Annotated in this window: 16 protein-coding genes and 2 pseudogenes; 10 read left to right on the top strand and 8 right to left on the bottom strand. The window is 69.9% G+C overall.

Features of this window, described 5'->3' with window-relative positions; genetic code table 11:
- Positions 1-207: 207 nt before the first annotated feature.
- Positions 208-1,404, bottom strand: a complete 1,197-nt coding sequence (locus ACZ6IM_RS32080) for an MFS transporter (RefSeq protein ID WP_052843653.1) — start codon at positions 1,402-1,404, stop codon at positions 208-210.
- Between the two features lie 135 nt (positions 1,405-1,539).
- Between ACZ6IM_RS32080 and ACZ6IM_RS32075 the strand changes: the two genes are divergently transcribed.
- Positions 1,540-2,097 carry a TetR/AcrR family transcriptional regulator gene (locus ACZ6IM_RS32075; protein WP_052843651.1) on the top strand — a complete coding sequence of 186 codons (558 nt, stop codon included), beginning with the start codon at positions 1,540-1,542 and terminating at the stop codon, positions 2,095-2,097.
- 262 nt (positions 2,098-2,359) lie between these two features.
- Positions 2,360-2,854, top strand: a complete 495-nt coding sequence (locus tag ACZ6IM_RS32070; protein WP_469561355.1) for an LGFP repeat-containing protein — start codon at positions 2,360-2,362, stop codon at positions 2,852-2,854.
- Between the two features lie 173 nt (positions 2,855-3,027).
- On the opposite strand, the gene ACZ6IM_RS32065 is transcribed toward ACZ6IM_RS32070, so the two are convergent.
- Positions 3,028-3,666, bottom strand: a complete 639-nt coding sequence (locus tag ACZ6IM_RS32065; RefSeq protein WP_052843647.1) for a TetR/AcrR family transcriptional regulator — start codon at positions 3,664-3,666, stop codon at positions 3,028-3,030.
- Between the two features lie 120 nt (positions 3,667-3,786).
- Between ACZ6IM_RS32065 and ACZ6IM_RS32060 the strand changes: the two genes are divergently transcribed.
- Both ACZ6IM_RS32060 and ACZ6IM_RS32055 read left to right on the top strand, forming a co-directional pair.
- Positions 3,787-4,575 (top strand): SDR family NAD(P)-dependent oxidoreductase, encoded by a 789-nt coding sequence (locus ACZ6IM_RS32060; RefSeq protein ID WP_469561353.1) that lies wholly within the window; start codon positions 3,787-3,789, stop codon positions 4,573-4,575.
- 332 nt (positions 4,576-4,907) lie between these two features.
- Positions 4,908-5,348, top strand: coding sequence for a DUF6281 family protein (locus ACZ6IM_RS32055; protein ID WP_469561350.1), 441 nt, complete (start codon positions 4,908-4,910; stop codon positions 5,346-5,348).
- 384 nt (positions 5,349-5,732) lie between these two features.
- Here ACZ6IM_RS32055 and ACZ6IM_RS32050 read toward each other — a convergent pair whose 3' ends face one another.
- Positions 5,733-6,179: an anthrone oxygenase family protein gene (locus ACZ6IM_RS32050; protein ID WP_052843641.1), complete on the bottom strand. Its 447-nt coding sequence runs from the start codon at positions 6,177-6,179 to the stop codon at positions 5,733-5,735.
- 91 nt (positions 6,180-6,270) lie between these two features.
- Between ACZ6IM_RS32050 and ACZ6IM_RS32045 the strand changes: the two genes are divergently transcribed.
- The 5 genes and pseudogenes from ACZ6IM_RS32045 to ACZ6IM_RS32025 all read left to right on the top strand — a co-directional run bounded on the left by ACZ6IM_RS32045 (position 6,271) and on the right by ACZ6IM_RS32025 (position 9,688).
- Positions 6,271-6,849 carry a TetR/AcrR family transcriptional regulator gene (locus ACZ6IM_RS32045; protein WP_469561347.1) on the top strand — a complete coding sequence of 193 codons (579 nt, stop codon included), beginning with the start codon at positions 6,271-6,273 and terminating at the stop codon, positions 6,847-6,849.
- A gap of 237 nt (positions 6,850-7,086) precedes the next feature.
- A complete protein-coding gene (locus tag ACZ6IM_RS32040) occupies positions 7,087-7,329 on the top strand; it encodes a hypothetical protein (protein WP_469561344.1) in 243 nt (80 codons plus the stop codon).
- 49 nt (positions 7,330-7,378) lie between these two features.
- A pseudogene (locus tag ACZ6IM_RS32035) lies at positions 7,379-7,819 on the top strand (inositol monophosphatase family protein); the annotation flags it as partial.
- A gap of 320 nt (positions 7,820-8,139) precedes the next feature.
- Positions 8,140-8,766, top strand: coding sequence for a TetR/AcrR family transcriptional regulator (locus ACZ6IM_RS32030; protein WP_469561342.1), 627 nt, complete (start codon positions 8,140-8,142; stop codon positions 8,764-8,766).
- Positions 8,767-8,941: 175 nt separating this feature from the next.
- On the top strand, positions 8,942-9,688 hold the full coding sequence (locus tag ACZ6IM_RS32025) for an NADPH-dependent F420 reductase (protein WP_469561339.1): 747 nt from the start codon (positions 8,942-8,944) through the stop codon (positions 9,686-9,688).
- A 539-nt stretch (positions 9,689-10,227) separates the two neighbouring features.
- Here the strand turns inward: ACZ6IM_RS32025 and ACZ6IM_RS32020 are convergent.
- From ACZ6IM_RS32020 to ACZ6IM_RS32005, 4 genes are all read right to left on the bottom strand, one after another.
- Positions 10,228-10,905 carry a HalD/BesD family halogenase gene (locus ACZ6IM_RS32020; protein ID WP_469561337.1) on the bottom strand — a complete coding sequence of 226 codons (678 nt, stop codon included), beginning with the start codon at positions 10,903-10,905 and terminating at the stop codon, positions 10,228-10,230.
- Between the two features lie 217 nt (positions 10,906-11,122).
- A complete protein-coding gene (locus ACZ6IM_RS32015; RefSeq protein ID WP_469561334.1) occupies positions 11,123-12,415 on the bottom strand; it encodes an MFS transporter in 1,293 nt (430 codons plus the stop codon).
- Positions 12,412-12,900 carry a MarR family winged helix-turn-helix transcriptional regulator gene (locus ACZ6IM_RS32010; protein WP_469561332.1) on the bottom strand — a complete coding sequence of 163 codons (489 nt, stop codon included), beginning with the start codon at positions 12,898-12,900 and terminating at the stop codon, positions 12,412-12,414. Before ACZ6IM_RS32010 ends, ACZ6IM_RS32015 begins: the two co-directional genes overlap by 4 nt.
- Complete coding sequence (locus ACZ6IM_RS32005; RefSeq protein WP_469561329.1) at positions 12,897-13,688, bottom strand: Rossmann-fold NAD(P)-binding domain-containing protein; 792 nt, start codon at positions 13,686-13,688, stop codon at positions 12,897-12,899. The genes ACZ6IM_RS32010 and ACZ6IM_RS32005 overlap by 4 nt, the downstream gene beginning before the upstream one ends.
- Here ACZ6IM_RS32005 and ACZ6IM_RS32000 point away from each other — a divergent pair.
- Positions 13,686-13,844: pseudogene (locus ACZ6IM_RS32000) on the top strand (helix-turn-helix domain-containing protein); the annotation flags it as partial. The gene ACZ6IM_RS32005 and the pseudogene ACZ6IM_RS32000 overlap by 3 nt on opposite strands.
- 306 nt (positions 13,845-14,150) lie before the next feature.
- On the opposite strand, the gene ACZ6IM_RS31995 reads toward ACZ6IM_RS32000, so the two are convergent.
- Entirely contained in the window at positions 14,151-15,110 is a 960-nt protein-coding gene (locus ACZ6IM_RS31995; RefSeq protein ID WP_469561326.1) for a GlxA family transcriptional regulator, read from the bottom strand.
- Between the last annotated feature and the right edge of the window lie 148 nt (positions 15,111-15,258).

The following is a 15,258-nucleotide window of genomic DNA, read 5'->3' as shown; positions in this document are numbered from 1 at the left end:
AGCCTACCGGCGTGCCACCCCCTCCCCACGACACCGACAGGCGTCGCGGCCGTGGTTCGGCCGAGCGGTTCGGTTCGCCGAAGTGGGCTGGGCAGGCGATCATTCCTCGGTGTTCTGGCTCGGCCGTACTGGGCGAGTTCCGCGGGCGGGGGCGCGCCAAGGCTCCACGTACATTCGGGAAGGAGTGTCGGCGCCGGGGAGGTTCGGTCAGGCGCGCACGGAATCAGGAGCACGTGTGCGAGGACCGGCGGCAGGGGCGATGAGGATGGCGGTGGCGACGAAGGCCAGCACCACCACCATCGCCGAACGCAGTCCGTAGTGATCGCCCAGGAAACCGAGAGTGGGAGGCCCCACGAGGAACGCGATGTAACCGATCGTGGCCACGAGACTGACGCGGGCGGTCTCGTCGGGCCCCGAATCGCCTGCGGCTGACAGGGCCACCGGGAAGCCCAGGGACGCGCCCAGGCCCCAGAACAGGACGGCGCCCGCCGCCACGACGGCGTTGTCGGAGAAGATGACCAGGACCAGGCCGACGGCGCCGGAGATCGCGCTGGCCCGCACGACGACCGCGCGGCCGTAACGGTTGAGGAAGAACGTGCCGCTGAAGCGCCCCAGGGTCATCGCCGCCGCGAACCCCACGTAGACGAGTGAGCCGGCTGCGGCGTCGAGCCCGTGGCCGTCGACCATGAGCAGCGGCAGCCAGTCGTTGGCAGCCCCCTCGGCGAGAGCCATCGCCAGAACGACGGCCCCGATCAGCAGGAGCCTGCGGTCCCTCCACACCTGCGGCCTCGAAGGCCGTGCCCCCTCGGAGTCCCGCGGAACGGCGCGGATTCCGATCCTGGCGGGGACGGCGCCGATGGCGTACACGAAGATCGCGGCCGTCAGCACGGCCACTGCCGCCAGGTGCCAGTGGACGGGGAACGACGCCGCGGTGGCCGCCATCCCGGCCAGGCCGCCGATGACCGTGCCCAGGCTGAAGCATCCGTGCAGCGTGGGCAGAACCGCCGTGTCGGTGATCCGTTCCACGTCGGCGCCGTCCACGTTGATCGCTACCTCACCCGACCCGATCCCCAGGCCGAACACACACAGTCCGGCGGTGACCAGCGACGCGGAGGCCAGGACGCTGCCGACCCCGATGACGGCCACGCTCGCGACGACCAGGAGGGTGGCGAGTGCCGTCACGGGCCTGGTGCCGAACCTCGACACGAGGCGGCCGGAACACAGGACGCCGGCCATGGAGCCCACCGACAGCCCGAACAGCACCAGACCCATCTGCCCGGTGGACACGCCCAGGCGATCACGGATGTCCGGCGTACGCGTGACCCACGAGGACATCGCGATGCCGTTGAGGAAGAAGAACAGGAACAGCGCACGACGGCGTCGGCGCACGGCGCGGTCTGGCACGGCGCGGTCTATCAAGAAGGGGCTCCGCTGGCATTCGACAGAATGGGCAGGCAGGCAACGAGTCCGCGCACCCACCGAGTATGCACAAATGTACACACCGAGTGGATGTCCGAGGAGACAAGGCAGACAACGGCGATGACAGGCAGCACCCGCGGCCCCAACGACCCCCGGCGCCGCGAACGCATCCTCGACGCCGCGCTCGACGTCATCGCCGAGCACGGCGCCATCAAAGTGACCTTCCGCAAGATCGCCGACGCGGCCGGGGTGCCGCTCGGCTCGCTCACCTACTACTTCGACGACATGCAGCACCTGCTCACCGACGCGTTCACCCGGCACGCGGAGTCCGTCTCCACGCGGTACGGGGCCCTCCTGGAGGCGGCGCAGTCACCCCGGGAGGCGCGGGAGGCGGTCGTCGAGATCATCTGCGGCAAAGTCTGGGGAACCGACCGCAACCTGCTGCTCAGCTACGAGCTCTACGCCTTCGCCACCCGCCACCCCGAGGTGCGCAGCGTCATGCGGTCCTGGATGCAAGCCAGCCGCGACTCGCTGGCAAGGCACTTCGACCCCCTCACCGCGCGAGCCCTCGACGCACTGATCGAAGGGCTCTCCATCCACAACTCCGTCGACCTCCGCCCCACCGACCGCGCGGCAGTGGCCGCCATCGTCGACGCCGTCGTCGACCGGCACCGCTGAGCGCGGCCGCCACCGGGACGAACCCCGAGGGCAACTGCCCCACGGGCCCATGACGACGCGGGAGGACTCGGGAGGGCGCTGAGAGAGCGCTGGGATTGCTCGTTCGCTTCGCGCGCGGTTCGCTTCGCGCGCGGTTCGCTTCGCGCGCACGCGAGGGGACGGTGACTTCGTGCCTCCTGCCCTGGGTGCGTCGTTGGGCTGATCGTGTGCCACCGCCATTGCAGAGGGGTGGCATCCGTTCACTCGACTACAAGGAGGACGCATGGCGCGTATCCAGGGAACCGTCCGGACCAGGAAGCCGAGGAAGGCGGCTTCCACTGTGGGCCTGCTCGCCCTGCTGGTGGGCACGCTCGTGGTGTCGGCCTCGCCTGCCGCCCAGGCCGACGGCGACTACTGCGGTCACCGGGTACTGGGCGACATCGAGAAGCGGTACCTCGCCATGGGCGGCCCTGAGGGGTCTCTCGGCTGTCCGCTCACTGACGAGTTGGTCAACCCCGACGGGATCGGCCGCCGGACGCAGTTCGAGAAGGGGACCGTCTACTGGTCTCCTCGCAGCGGCGCATGGCCCGTATGGGGTGACATCGGCGACTACTGGTGCAACGAGGGATGCGAAGCGGGCTGGATGAAATACCCAACGTCCTACGAGTACACCGTCGGCAACGAGACACGGCAGAACTTCCAGTGCGCCGTCGTCCATTGGCAGGCACTGCCGGGCAACACCACCAAGACCTGGAACGACGGCAACACCTGCGTGTGAGGTCCCGAGACGGGTCGTCGCAACGGCTCTCCGCTGCGGCATCGGCTCGCGCCCGGCGCCTCGCTGCCCGTGGGGCGCCGGGCGTGAACTCCCGTCGGCGCTGAACGCCGCGTTGTACACCTGGCGGCTGGGACTGTCGGGTGGTTGCGCTGAGCGGTGGGGCCGCCGGTGTCTCAGGCGTCGTGGGCCCCCGGCGCGCCGTACCGGGCGAGCATGGTCAGCACCGCTTGGTCGACCGCGTTGGTGATGGCGGAGTCGTCGGGCTCCCAGCGTGCGAGCAGCATCCGGGGCCAGAACACGTAGTTGGAGATCATTCCGAGGAACTGGGTCGCCGCCATCTCGGCATCGTCAAGCCGGGCCGTACCAGCGGCGTTCTCCGCTGCCAGGTAGCTGCGGACCGATTCGAAGTAGGGCATCTTGCCGAGCTTGAACTGGGTCGCGCCGAGTTCCGGAAAGCGCGGCACCTCGGCGATGACGATGCGGAAGAGGGCGGCCATGCCGGGTTGGGTGAGAAGGGCCACGTATCGGCGTCCGATGGTTTCGAGCCCTGCGCGGAGGTTCCCTGGCTCAGGGAGGGGCGCCTCCTCGTCGTCGACCTTCCAGTATTCGGTGACGATCGCCTCGAACAGGGCCGCCTTGGTGGTGAACTGCTTGAACAGAGTCGCCCTCGACACTCCGGCCGCCTCGGCGATGCGGGCGAGCGAGGTGCCGTCGTAGCCGGAGTCGAGGAAGAGCTTCGTCGCTGCCTCGACGATGGCCGTCCGCTTCTGCGCTGCCACGCGCCGGTGGTATTCCGAAGGCTGTGCCGTCATGCCCTCCAGTATGGCTGCCGCCGCGAGGTGAGTCACTTGACTCACCTCGCGGCCCGCCCTACCTTGAGAGAGGAGGTGAGTCACTCGGCTCACCTCTAGTGCGAGCCGGAAGGAAGCACCATGGGACGCTTCGAGGGCCAGACCGTCATCGTCACGGGCGGCAGTGGGGGCATGGGCAGCAGCCATGTACAGGGCTACCACGCCGAGGGCGCGAACGTCGTCATCGCCGGCCGCGACGACGACGCCGGCCGCGAACTCGTGGCTCGGCTTGGTCATCGGGCTCTGTCCGTTCACCTGGATGTCACCAGCGAGGACGACTGGGCGGCGGCGGTACGAGAAGTCGAAGGCCACTTCGGGCCGATCACCATCCTGGTGAACAACGCGGGGGTCCAGAACCCGGCGGCTCCTGTCGAGCACACCGAACTCCGCACCTGGGAACACACCTTCAGCGTGAACGTCACCGGGCAGTTCCTCGGCATCAGGGCGGTGGCCCCGTCGATACGCAGGGGCGGTGGCGGAAGCATCGTCAACATCGCCTCGACCATGGCCCACATCGGCACGGCCTTCTACGCCCCCTACACCGCCAGCAAGTGGGCCGTGCGCGGGCTGACCAAGACGGCCGCGCTGGAGCTGGGACGGGACAGCATCCGGGTCAACTCCATCCACCCCGGAGTCGTCTCCACACCGTTGATCAACGAACCCACCGTCGCTGGCCAGCCGGCCATCGCCGACTTCTACTCGCCCGATCCCTTCGCCATCCCCCGCCTCGCCGAACCCTCTGAAGTCACCCGCCTGTTGCTCTTCATCACCTCCCAGGACGCGTCGTTCGCCACCGGCTCGGAATTCGTCCTGGACGGGGGCCTGCTGCTCGGCCCCGCGCTCCGGCCTGAAGCCGACGTCGCAGCTTGAACCGGCATGGCGGTACGGAGTGTGCGATCGCAGGCGCCCGCTGCGAAGATCTTGTCCAGGCGAAGCGATCTTGCCTTGCGATTGAGATGAAGACGGGCTGTAGCAGTCGTGATCACGACGTCCGAGCCGTGCTGGACAGCTCCGTTGGGTACCAGGTTCTCTCGGTTGGAGCTCGCGGAAAGGCCGAGTCGTCAAAAGCGGAACGAACCAGTTCGCCTTGAGCTCCGTCATGGTCGTGAATGGATCGGGAGCCGCGCCCGGGGTTTTGAGCCTCTCACGGGTCAGGCGCCACCCGTGAGACGGAGCGCACACGCTCCAGGAGGAGCCCACTGATGCGAATCAGCATGTCAAGCCGACGCAATGCCGCTACGTCGAGGCGGTCGCGGTGGCTGCCGTGGTATTCGGGCATGGTCGTGGCCGCACTGACGACCGCCTGCACGACACAGGGCGGTGGCGGGGAGGCCGAAGGGTCGTGTGCGATCGCTGCCCTGTACGGTGGCCGCACCTATACGCAGGTGGCCAACGTCGACTTCACCGTTGGCGAAGCACTCGGGACCGCCACGTTCCCGCCCTGTGATGACACGCCGGGCCACGCCGACGATGCCGCAGGGGACCATGCCGCAGGGCCCGAACCGACCACGGCCTATGCAGTCGACGGCCTGAATCCACGTATCGCCATTGCGATGCGGTACACCTCGGACGAGGTCATGCTCCTTGCCGCCCAACCGGGCGGCAGCATGCCTCCCGAGGTCGAGGCCCTGACACGAAGCTAGGGCTGGACCAGCGTGCGGAATGGGACGGATGCCTGCGATGGGGAGTACGGCCGCGCCCACTGCGCATGAGTCGACGGGAGCATTCGATGAGGCAGTCAGGCACCGGTCCGGCTGCCCGGTCCCTGACCGACGACGCGGCCCCGTTCGCGGTCACAGAGGACGGAGAACGGGGCCGGGGCGTGGTCCTGCTATCGGACTCCCGACTCAGCGAGCAGGGTCTTGCACTCCTCCGGTTGCCGGTCTCTCGCGTCCATCCACACTCTCGTGCCTACTCACGCCCTCGAACTGCTGCCACAGGGTCCTGAGGTAGGAGGGAGCCGTACTCGCCGATCGTCAGGTGCGGCTCGATGAACTCCCACTCTTCGTCCCTCAGTTGCGCGCGTGTCAGGCGAGGGCGGTGACCAGCAGGGTGAACGCGGCGACGATGACGGCGACGCGGAGGTAGTGGTAGCGGTTCCAGCGGTGCAGCTGCTCCTTCCAGTCGGCGGGCCGGTTCTCGGGGGTCCAGGTCTTGTTCAGGTTGTTGATCGGGACGAGCAGCAGGATCGACATGGCCACGCTGAGGAGCAGCAGTCCGGCGGCGGTGACGACGAGTCCGGCGCCGTGGTGGTGCCGGCCGGCGACGGCCCAGATCGCGCTGAGGGCGACCGAGCCCATGTACCAGATCGGCATCACGGCACCGAGCATCCGGCCGCCGTGGGCGTGGCCGAGCTGGCGGCTGTCCTCGGGAAGCGCGTCCAGGATCCGGCTCATGATGAAGGCGACGGAGAACTCCACCCCCACCATCAGGCCGACGACCACGGTGGTGAACACCTCGAGTGCGTTGAGCATGATGACCTCCCCTAGAAGCTAGCGTCGCTAGCCGATGAGGCAACGCTAGTACTATTGTCGCTCGCTTGTCTAGCAGTGCTAGGATCGAATCATGTCGGTAAAGGAACGCAAGGAGCGCGAACGGGCGGAGCGCGAACGCCTCATCGTGGCGACGGCCCGCGAACTCGCCGAGCAGCAGGGATGGGACGCAGTCACCACCCGCCGGCTCGCCGAGCGCATCGAATACAGCCAGCCCGTCCTCTACAGCCACTTCCGCGGCAAACGCGAGATCATCGGCGCCGTGGCCCTGGAGGGCGCCGCCGAGCTGGCCGCGGCGGTACGTGCCGCGACCTCCGCCGCGGACGGCCCACGCGAGCGGGTCGCCGCCCTCGCCCGCACCTACCTCGACTTCGCCGCACGCAACCCAGCGGTCTACGACGCCTTGTTCCAGCTCGACGGCGGCCTGGCCTACGCACAGGAGGACACCCCCGAGCCGCTCAAGGACGCCTTCGCCGCACTGCTGGAAACCCTCGGCGAGGTCACCGGCGACGACGTCCACCCGGCAATGTTCACCGAAGTGTTCTGGGCAGCCCTGCACGGCCTGGCGACCCTGACCCGAGCGGGCCGACTGCTGCCCGAGGACGCCGAGCCGAGAGTGGAGCTGCTGGTGGACCGGCTCGCCATCCTCTGACACACCGCCCCGGCGGGCACACAGCCGGGGCCCTCGGCTCCGCCGCTGCCTGCTGCAACTCGGACTGACCAGGTGGCTGTAGGGTTCCAGCCGCCGCCGATACCGGTTCGCGGGGCGAAGTTGTCGTTGCCGTAACCGAGGTAGAGCCGGAGGACACCGGAGCGGTCGCGGGCGACGAAGTCACTTGTGCGAACTCCGGTGCGGACGGACTGTGGCGACAGCGAGGTCGGCCGGGCCATGATCGAGCCGGCCGGGGCTCTGGTCCGGCACCGGCTGCGCGTGTACCGCGTCAACGAACAGATGTCTTCCAACGCCAAGTTGCAGGTCAAGACCGTCGTCCACCTGACCGACTACGGCTCGGTCACGGACCGCCGTGCACGGGCACAGCGCGAAGGAGCACCGCTGACCGCGGCCGAGGGTGACACGGAAGCAGTCCGCCGGGGCCCGGATGCTCCTCGCGGACACTCAGCAGTGCTCTGAACGGGAAGGTTCGCCGGCGCGGTGGCTTCGCCTCGCTAGTCTGCACGGCATGACCGACTCATACGCGGGCTCCGACGATGCTGCAGTCGCCATAGCCGGGGCGCGGGCCGGCGCGCACGTGGTCCGCACCCTGTACGGACGGCGGCTGAGCCGCATCGAGAAGGGTGCCGGGGACTTTGCCACCGCCGCCGATGTGGAGGCGGAGGAGGCGATCCTCGGCGTCATCCGTGCCGCACGGCCCGATGATGCGGTGCTCGGCGAGGAAGACGGTCAGCGAGGTGCCGCCGACGCGGTGCGCCAGTGGTTGGTGGACCCCCTGTGCGGCACCCTCAACTACGCCGTCGGCAACATGCTGGTGTCCGTCAACGTGGCACTGCGCGATGGCGCGGCGGCCGTGGCCGACCCGTTCAGCGGCGAGGTCTTCTTCACCGACGGCGAGAGGGCCTGGGTGCGGCATGACGAGGCTGACGACGCACTGCTGACGCCCACTCCGTGAGCCTGGCACCGACAACATGATCCAGGTACTTGCCGGCCTGCTCGACGACCGTTGCCGGCCGAGACCACGGTCGCGGCGATCGTGGCGGCTGAGGGTGGCCGGCGCCGCCTGACCCAGCCGGTCCAGGCCGCGGGAATTACGCCGCGCGATGGCCGAGCCGTGGAGCCGGAGGTTGTGGGTGCGGCCGGCTACGGCCCCGGGGCCATGTCTGTGGGACTCCCGGCGGTGGCGACGGACCCGATAAGGAGGTAGTCTCCGTTTCGCGGACGCCGATACGGAGATGGTCTCCGCATTTCCAGAGGGAGGTGCAGGGCATGAGCGAAGGAGCAGCCGGCGGGCGTCGGCAGCGGACGGACAAGCAGCGCAATCGCACGCACATCCTCCAGGTCGCGGAAAAGTTCTTCGCCGAGCAGGGCATCACCGGCTCCATGGACGCCATCGCGAAGCGGGCCGGTGTCGGCCCGGGCACGCTCTACCGGCACTTCCCCAACCGGGAGGCCCTGCTGGCCGCTCTGCTGCAGGCCCGCGACGAAGAGCTGGAGGCCCGCCGGGACGCCATCCGGCGCGACGTGGCCGACTCCCGCGACGCGCTCGCGCAGTGGCTTCAGGCGCTGAGCGAATGGGTGACCGCGTTCGACGGCCTGCCCGAACCTCTACGGGCCGCACTGACCGAGGACACGTCCCCGCTGGCGATCACCTGCCAGGGCTTCGTCACGACCACCGAGGACTTCCTCCACGCGGCACAGCGCGACGGCGTCGCCAAGTCTTGGGTGCGGGGACGTGACCTGTTCCTCAGCACGCTGGCCACCGCCTGGGCCCGCAGCGCCGCCATGGCCGACGAATCTTCCCCCGACGCACTCGCTTCCCTCATGCGCACCGGGTGGGAGACATCCACGACGGAAGGCGTGCCCGGGTGCGACCAAGCCCCCTCGTATCCATAGCGGGGAACCGACCGGTGTGAGGACCTTCCGCAACGAACGTCCCGGATGGCGCGCCATTGGACAGCCCTCACCTCCCCCCTGTCAGGCGTGACCGAGCGCCTTGTCATTTGGGTGCCGACGCCGCATCGACCGCACCACCACCCCCCATTCCCCACTCGATGCAAGGAGATCAACCGTGAAGATCGGCATTTTGGGCGTAGGACACATCGGCAAGACCCTGACCCGGCGGCTCAGTGCCGCGGGACACGAGGTGAAGGTGGCCAACTCGCGCGGCCCGCACACGATCGGGACCGACGTGCTGTCCTCGGGCGGGCGAGCGGTCACCGCGGCGGAGGCCGTGGCGGACGTCGATGCCGTGATCCTCTCGATTCCCCTGAACCGCATTCCGCAGATCGCGCCGCTGATCGCCGGTGTACCGGCCGACACGGTCGTCATCGACACGTCGAACTACTACCCGGCGCGGGACGACCGGATCGGAGCCATCGATGCCGGGCAGGTCGAGAGCCTGTGGGTCACCGAACAGCTTGGCCGGCCGATCGCCAAGGCATGGAACGCGATCGGTTCCCACTCGTTCGCGGCCAAGGACAGCCCCGCGGGCACTCCGGACCGCATCGCCATCCCCGTCGCCGCCGACCGCGACCGGGACCGTCAGGTGGCCATGGCACTGGTCGAGGACACCGGGTTCGACGCCTTCGACGCCGGGACCCTCGCGGACTCGTGGCGGCAGCAGCCGGGCGCGCCGTGCTACTGCACCGACCTCACCCGCGAGGAGATGCCGGGCGCGCTGGCCGCAGCGGAGGCCGACCGCTTGCCCAAGCGGCGCGACCTCGCCGTCGCCGCGATCCAGGAAAGGGTCGGAGATGCCACGACCAACCCCGACGCGGAGTACGGCGTCCGCCTGAACCGGGCCCTCTTCATGTGACCCCCCGGGGCGTGTCCCGTACTCGCACATCGGCCGGTGAGCAGCACACGCCACTTGCGGCTTGTCGGTGCGCAGCGGTGCCGCAGGGGCCTGCATGATGCGCTCGGCCGGCACGTCGGGATCCGCCAGGTAGATGCGGGGGCAGGCGCCGGGCTCGAAGCGCCAGCTCTCGTCCAGGGTGCCGACGTCCGCCGTGTCGAAGCCGAGCCGGCCGATCAGCTCGGCGGCCCGGACCTTCGCGTCGGCGTCGCTTGCGTCGAGAGGGGCCTGCGGGTCTCTCAGTTCTTCAATCAAGGTGGAGCGGTCACTGAAGTCGGCCCGGCTGTCGCCGGTCCGGTCGCGCTCGGCGAGCGTGCCGTGCGGCCTGCCCATCGCCGGCAAGCCAGTGACTTGGCGGTAGGAGGCCGCTCAGCCGCCGGTGTCTCATGAGACACGTCATCCGCTGATGATCGCCGGTGAGGCCGAACCGGGCCACGAGATGTCGAGTGGCCGGTGCCCCCTCCCTGGAACGTATGCCACCCAAGCGCTGCGCGAAGACATCACATGTACAGCTCACGTGCCGACGGCGTAGGGCGCGAGGCGGCGAAGCGGTTGGTGTAGGCGAAGTTGAGGACCGTGCGGCGTACACCTGGCCGGGTGAGAGGGGTGACACGGTGCGCCGTGGTGTCGCTGCGCAGGAGATAGGCGTCGCTGGCACGGTGATGGGCCGAGCGTGCTTGGTCGGTGTCCAGGTCGGCCAGTGAGCCGGCCTGCGGAACGTACTGAAGCAGACCGCCGTCGGCGGCTTCGGGCGGCGCTTCCAGGAAGAGCACCAGCGCGTAGGGGTAGTCGTCGGTGTGCGCGCCGTGGGTGTCACCTTGCTGATGGAGGACGTTGAGCACGTGCCGTTCCAGCGGGTCGGGCACCGTCACGGGTGGCTCGCCGGCGATCTCGCCCACGAGACCGAGCAGAAGCGGGTTCTCGTACAGCTCGCGAACCAGTGGTGACTCCCGGGCGATGTCGTGGCCGCCGAGGGTCGTCATGTGCCGGGGGGAGTCGTTCATGCACGACATCGTGAAGTCCCGGCGCCGGGCAATCTCCGCCAGTCGCCGGGCCTCCGCCCGTACCTCGCCCAGGCCGTTCACGGTGAGCAGGCCGGGCAAGGGGGCGTAGCCGTCGTTACGGAATCGCAGTCGGGCGGCAGCCCTCTCCTCGTCGGTGCGGGCGGCGAAGGGCACAGGCGGTGCCTTCCGGTCGGGTGGACAGGACACGCCTCATGCGTCCCCGGATGGCGCGTAGCTCAGTCCCCCACGGCTTGGAAGTGTCCGAAAACCGTGCGGACCCGCACAGCCCCCGCAGACGAGGAATGACGGTCGGTGAGGGGTCGTCGGCGGCGCGGGAGGCCGACCACCCCTCACGGGCTCGGAGCTGGATGTGAAACGTGAATCCGGAAGCCTAACCGGCGGCCGTCGCGGCGTCGGCGGCCCCGGGGGCGGCCGGCTCCTTGGCGGCGGGCGGTGTGCGGTAGGCGCGAAGGGGCGCGTTGGTCGCGGCCACGACGGCGATCGCCAGGAGGGCGGACAGCCCTCCGAAGACCAGGGAGAAGGGAGCAGAGGTGACCGACGCCAACAGGCCCCCGCGGAAGTTGCCGAGTTCGGGGCCCGCGACACCGATGACGTGTTCCACCGAGGAGACCCGACCGCGGTACGCGTCCGGGGTCTCCAGCTGGACCAGGGCGCTGCGGGTGACGACGGACACGGTGTCGGCAGCGCCGGCCACCGCCAGGCAGCCGAGCGCCAGCCACAACGGCCCCGCCAGACCGAAACAGGCCAGTGCCACGCCCCAGACCCCGGCTGCGGAAAGCTGTACGAGGCCGCTGCGGCGCCAGCGCGTCACCGTGCCGGAGAGCAGACCGGCCGTGATCCCGCCGACCGCGACGGCCGAGAGGAACAGGCCGAGGGTCTGCGGGTCTCCCCCGAAACGGGTCTCGTTGACCAGCGGGAAGAGCGCGATGGGCATGGCGAGCAGTGTTGCGGACAGGTCGGTGGCCATCGAGCCCCACAGCGTCGGGCGGCGCAGGGTGATCCGCCAACCGCCACGCTCGGGCCGACGCCTGCCGCCTGCCGCGCCGGCGCCTTCGGGCCGCAGAGCGGGCAGGCGGATCACCGCGAGCATCGAGACTGCCATGGCCACGGCCTGGGCGGCGTATGCGGCGGGGAAATCCCAGCGGGCGATGATCAGTCCGGCCATCGCGGGACCGGCCAGCATCGCCGCCTGGAAGGAGACGTTGGTCAGCGCGAGCCCGGCCGCGACCTGGTCGCCCGGCAACAGCCGGACCGGGAAGGTGCGCCGGGCAGGAGCTCCGAGGGCGCTGCAACTTGTCCCCAGGCCGACAAGGGCGAGCAACAGCAGCACGTCACGGTTGTCCGCCAGGGCCTGGGCGCACAGCCCCGCGGAGGCCAGCAGTTGGCCCGCTGTGGTGGCCCGCACCACCGCACGGCGGTCAACGGTGTCGGCCAACGTGCCGCCGAGCAGCCCGAACAGCACCATCGGCAGGCCGGTGGCGAGGCCGATGGCGCCGGTGCCCACTGGACTGCCGGTCAGGTCCCAGACCTGGGCCAGCACCGCCACATTGGCTATCTGTCCGCCGAGTTGGGAGACCGAGGTGCCGATCCACAGGTCGCGAAACGGCCGGCTGCTCCGCAGCGGGCGGGTGTCGAGGAAGCGGACCCGCACACGCCGCCTCATCGCGGTGGCTCGACGAGGTGGTGGAGGATCCGCTGCCGCATCGACCGGCGTTCCAGCGCCCGCTTCACCTCCTCGACCACGGTGGTCATCGCGTACGGGAGTTCGCTGTCCAGCTCGGCGACCGTTTGGTGGGTGGCGCGCCACTCCGCCTCCAGGAACGGCACCAGCGATCGGCCGCGTTCGGTCAGGTCGATCCGCCGGGTGCGGGCGTCGGGACCCGGCTCGGAGGTGACCAGATCCTCCTTGCGCATGGCGGCGATGGTCTGGCTGATCGCGGAGTGCGAGCGGTCCAGGGACTTCGCAAGCTCGCGAATGGTCAGTGGTCCGGTGTGGGCGAGCCGGATCAGCGGATAGGCGAACCGCGGCCGGACCCCCTTGATGCCACGCTCGACGTAGACCTGCTCGATCTCGGCGTCCATGGCTGCCAGAAGCTCGTGCAGGGAGTGCCAGGGGTCGGGTAGCGCTGTGGGATCTGAAGATGTCACAGCGCTAATATAACAGCGCTTACCGGTTTCTCACCCCTCGCGGCCGCCGACGCCGGCCTTGCTCCGGACACCGTCGTGGTCGCCCGCCTCTCCCGCTCGGGGACCGGCACATCGACTTCCCGGGCCACCACCTGTTCAACGTCACCGCCGGCGGCCCGGCGAGGGCCTGCGCCCCTCCCCCGTCCCCGATACCGCCGAGGACGACGAGGAGGGGCGCGGCCGCAGCGGGTCAAGGGGTCCAGGCGCCCTGTGCGGCGGTGGTGCGGGCGTGGTCGGTGAAGTCGCGGGGCGGGCGGCCCCAGCACCTTTTCCACGTCGCCGGTGAGCGAGTTGAGGGTGCCGGAGCGGACTTCGGCGTACAGGCCGATGGTCAGCCGCACCCAGTCCTCGGGCACGCCGTGGGCGCGCTGCTCGGCGGCGTACGTCTCGGCGCTCAGCGCGGTGTAGCCGATGCCGTGGCCCGTGGCGTGGGCGATGTCGGCCACGGCGTCGGCGAACGACATCAGCCGTGGGCCGCTCAGCTCGTAGTCCTGCCCGGCGTGCCCGTCCTGGGTCAGGGCGGTGACGGCGACGGCCGCGATGTCCTCGGCGTCGACGAACGCCTCCTTGCCCTGGCCGGCCGGCAGTCGCACGTCACCGGAGCGGACCGCATCGCGCGGGAAGTCCTCGCTGAAGTTCTGGAAGAACCAGCGCGGCCGGAGCAGGGTCGCCTCCAGGCCGGCCGCGCCCAGGGCGCCCGCTCGGCCGCCGACACATGGCCGGTGTCGAGGACCTGTCTGCGCGAGCACCGGATCGCCCTGGCCACCGGGCTGCTGCGCGAACCCGGCGCGACGATGGGCGCCGTCGCGGGACGTGTCGGCTACTCCAACGCCTTCGCCCTGAGCTCCGCGTTCAAGAGGATCCGCGGCATCAGCCCGAGCGAACACCTGACCGGCAAGGCGTAGAACCACCTCTACGCGCCGTACAGGCCCCGGTGTCCTGGCCGAGACACCGGCCGCAAAGCAGCGGGTGATCACACGCTGGCCACCGTGACGGCCTTCTCGTCGTGCTCGCGAAGCATCCGCATGACGGCGGGGGCGGGTGAGGGGGTCCCGGCCCTGCTTCCTGCCGGTGGTGACGACGAGCCGCCTGGCGATGTCGCGCTGGCGCATCTCCTGGTCACGCGGGTGAAGTGCCATGGACAGCACGCCCTCGCCGGTGACACCCGCGCCGCCGCGCATGAAACGCCGGCTCCGGACCGAACCGCTCGGTCACCGACCAGTGTTCACGCTCGGGCGTCGGAAGGCGCCCCGGTAGGCGGCTGGGGTCATGCCGATCTGGCGGCTCAGGTGCTGGCGGAGCGACTCTCCGGAGCCGAGGCCGCTGCGGCCGGCCACCTGGTCGACGGTGAGAGCGGTGGTCTCCAGCAGCTCGCGGGCCCGCAGCAGCCGCTGCTGGAGCAGCCATTGGAAGGGGGTCACGCCCGTCTCGGCCGTGAAACGGCGGGTCAGGGTCCGCACACTGACCTTGGCTTGACCGGCCAGGTCGCGCAGGGAGATCGGTTGGTCCAGGTGCTGCAGTGCCCAGATGCGGGCCGCGTCCAAGGAGGAGTCGGTTTCGACCGGGAGCGGGGTCTGTACGAACTGCGCCTGCCCGCCGTGGCGGACCGGGGTGACGACAGCGGCGCGGGCCGCCGCGTTGGCCACGGCCGCGCCGTAGTCGCAACTGATCAGGTGCAGGCACAGGTCGATCCCGGCGGCCGAGCCCGCACCCGTGACGATCGGTCCGTCCTCGACGAACAGCCGGTCGGCGTCCACGCGCACCGATGGGAAGGCGCGCTGCATCTCCTCGGCCAGACTCCAGTGGGTGGTGGCGACACGGCCGTCGAGGAGTCCGGCCTGGGCGAGGACGAAGGCACCGCTGCAGATCGAGGTGACGCGCTTGCCCGCGGCGGCCGCATGCCGCAAGGCGTCCAGTGCGGCAGGCTCGGCGTCGTGCCGGCTGGCGGTCGAGGGGACGATCACCGTGTCCGCCGCCGTGACTGCCTGAAGGCCGTGCCGGACCACCACCTCGATGCCGCCGGAGGCGCCGATCACACCGGGCGTGGCGGTGCACACCGTCACCTCATAGCCGGGGCGTCCGTCGATTTCGGCGGCGCCGAGCAGCGCGGACGGCATGGACAGGTCGAACGGTTTGACCGCGGGAACGGCCAGGACGGCGACACGATGCATGGCTAGATCCTTGGATCTCATGGCTTTCGGGCCACTAACCTACCCTGCGCCCGCACGGCGGAGTTGGGCGTGCGGACGGGCCCTCCGTCAACCACGTTTCCCTCATCGGGGAGGCGTTCCATTGTTGAAGGTGAACGGAGACAACACC

The sequence above is a fragment of the Streptomyces sp. NPDC042336 genome (genome assembly GCF_055581985.1).
The sequence above is the reverse complement of the archived record's forward strand: the minus strand, read 5'-3'. Positions and strand labels throughout refer to the sequence as shown.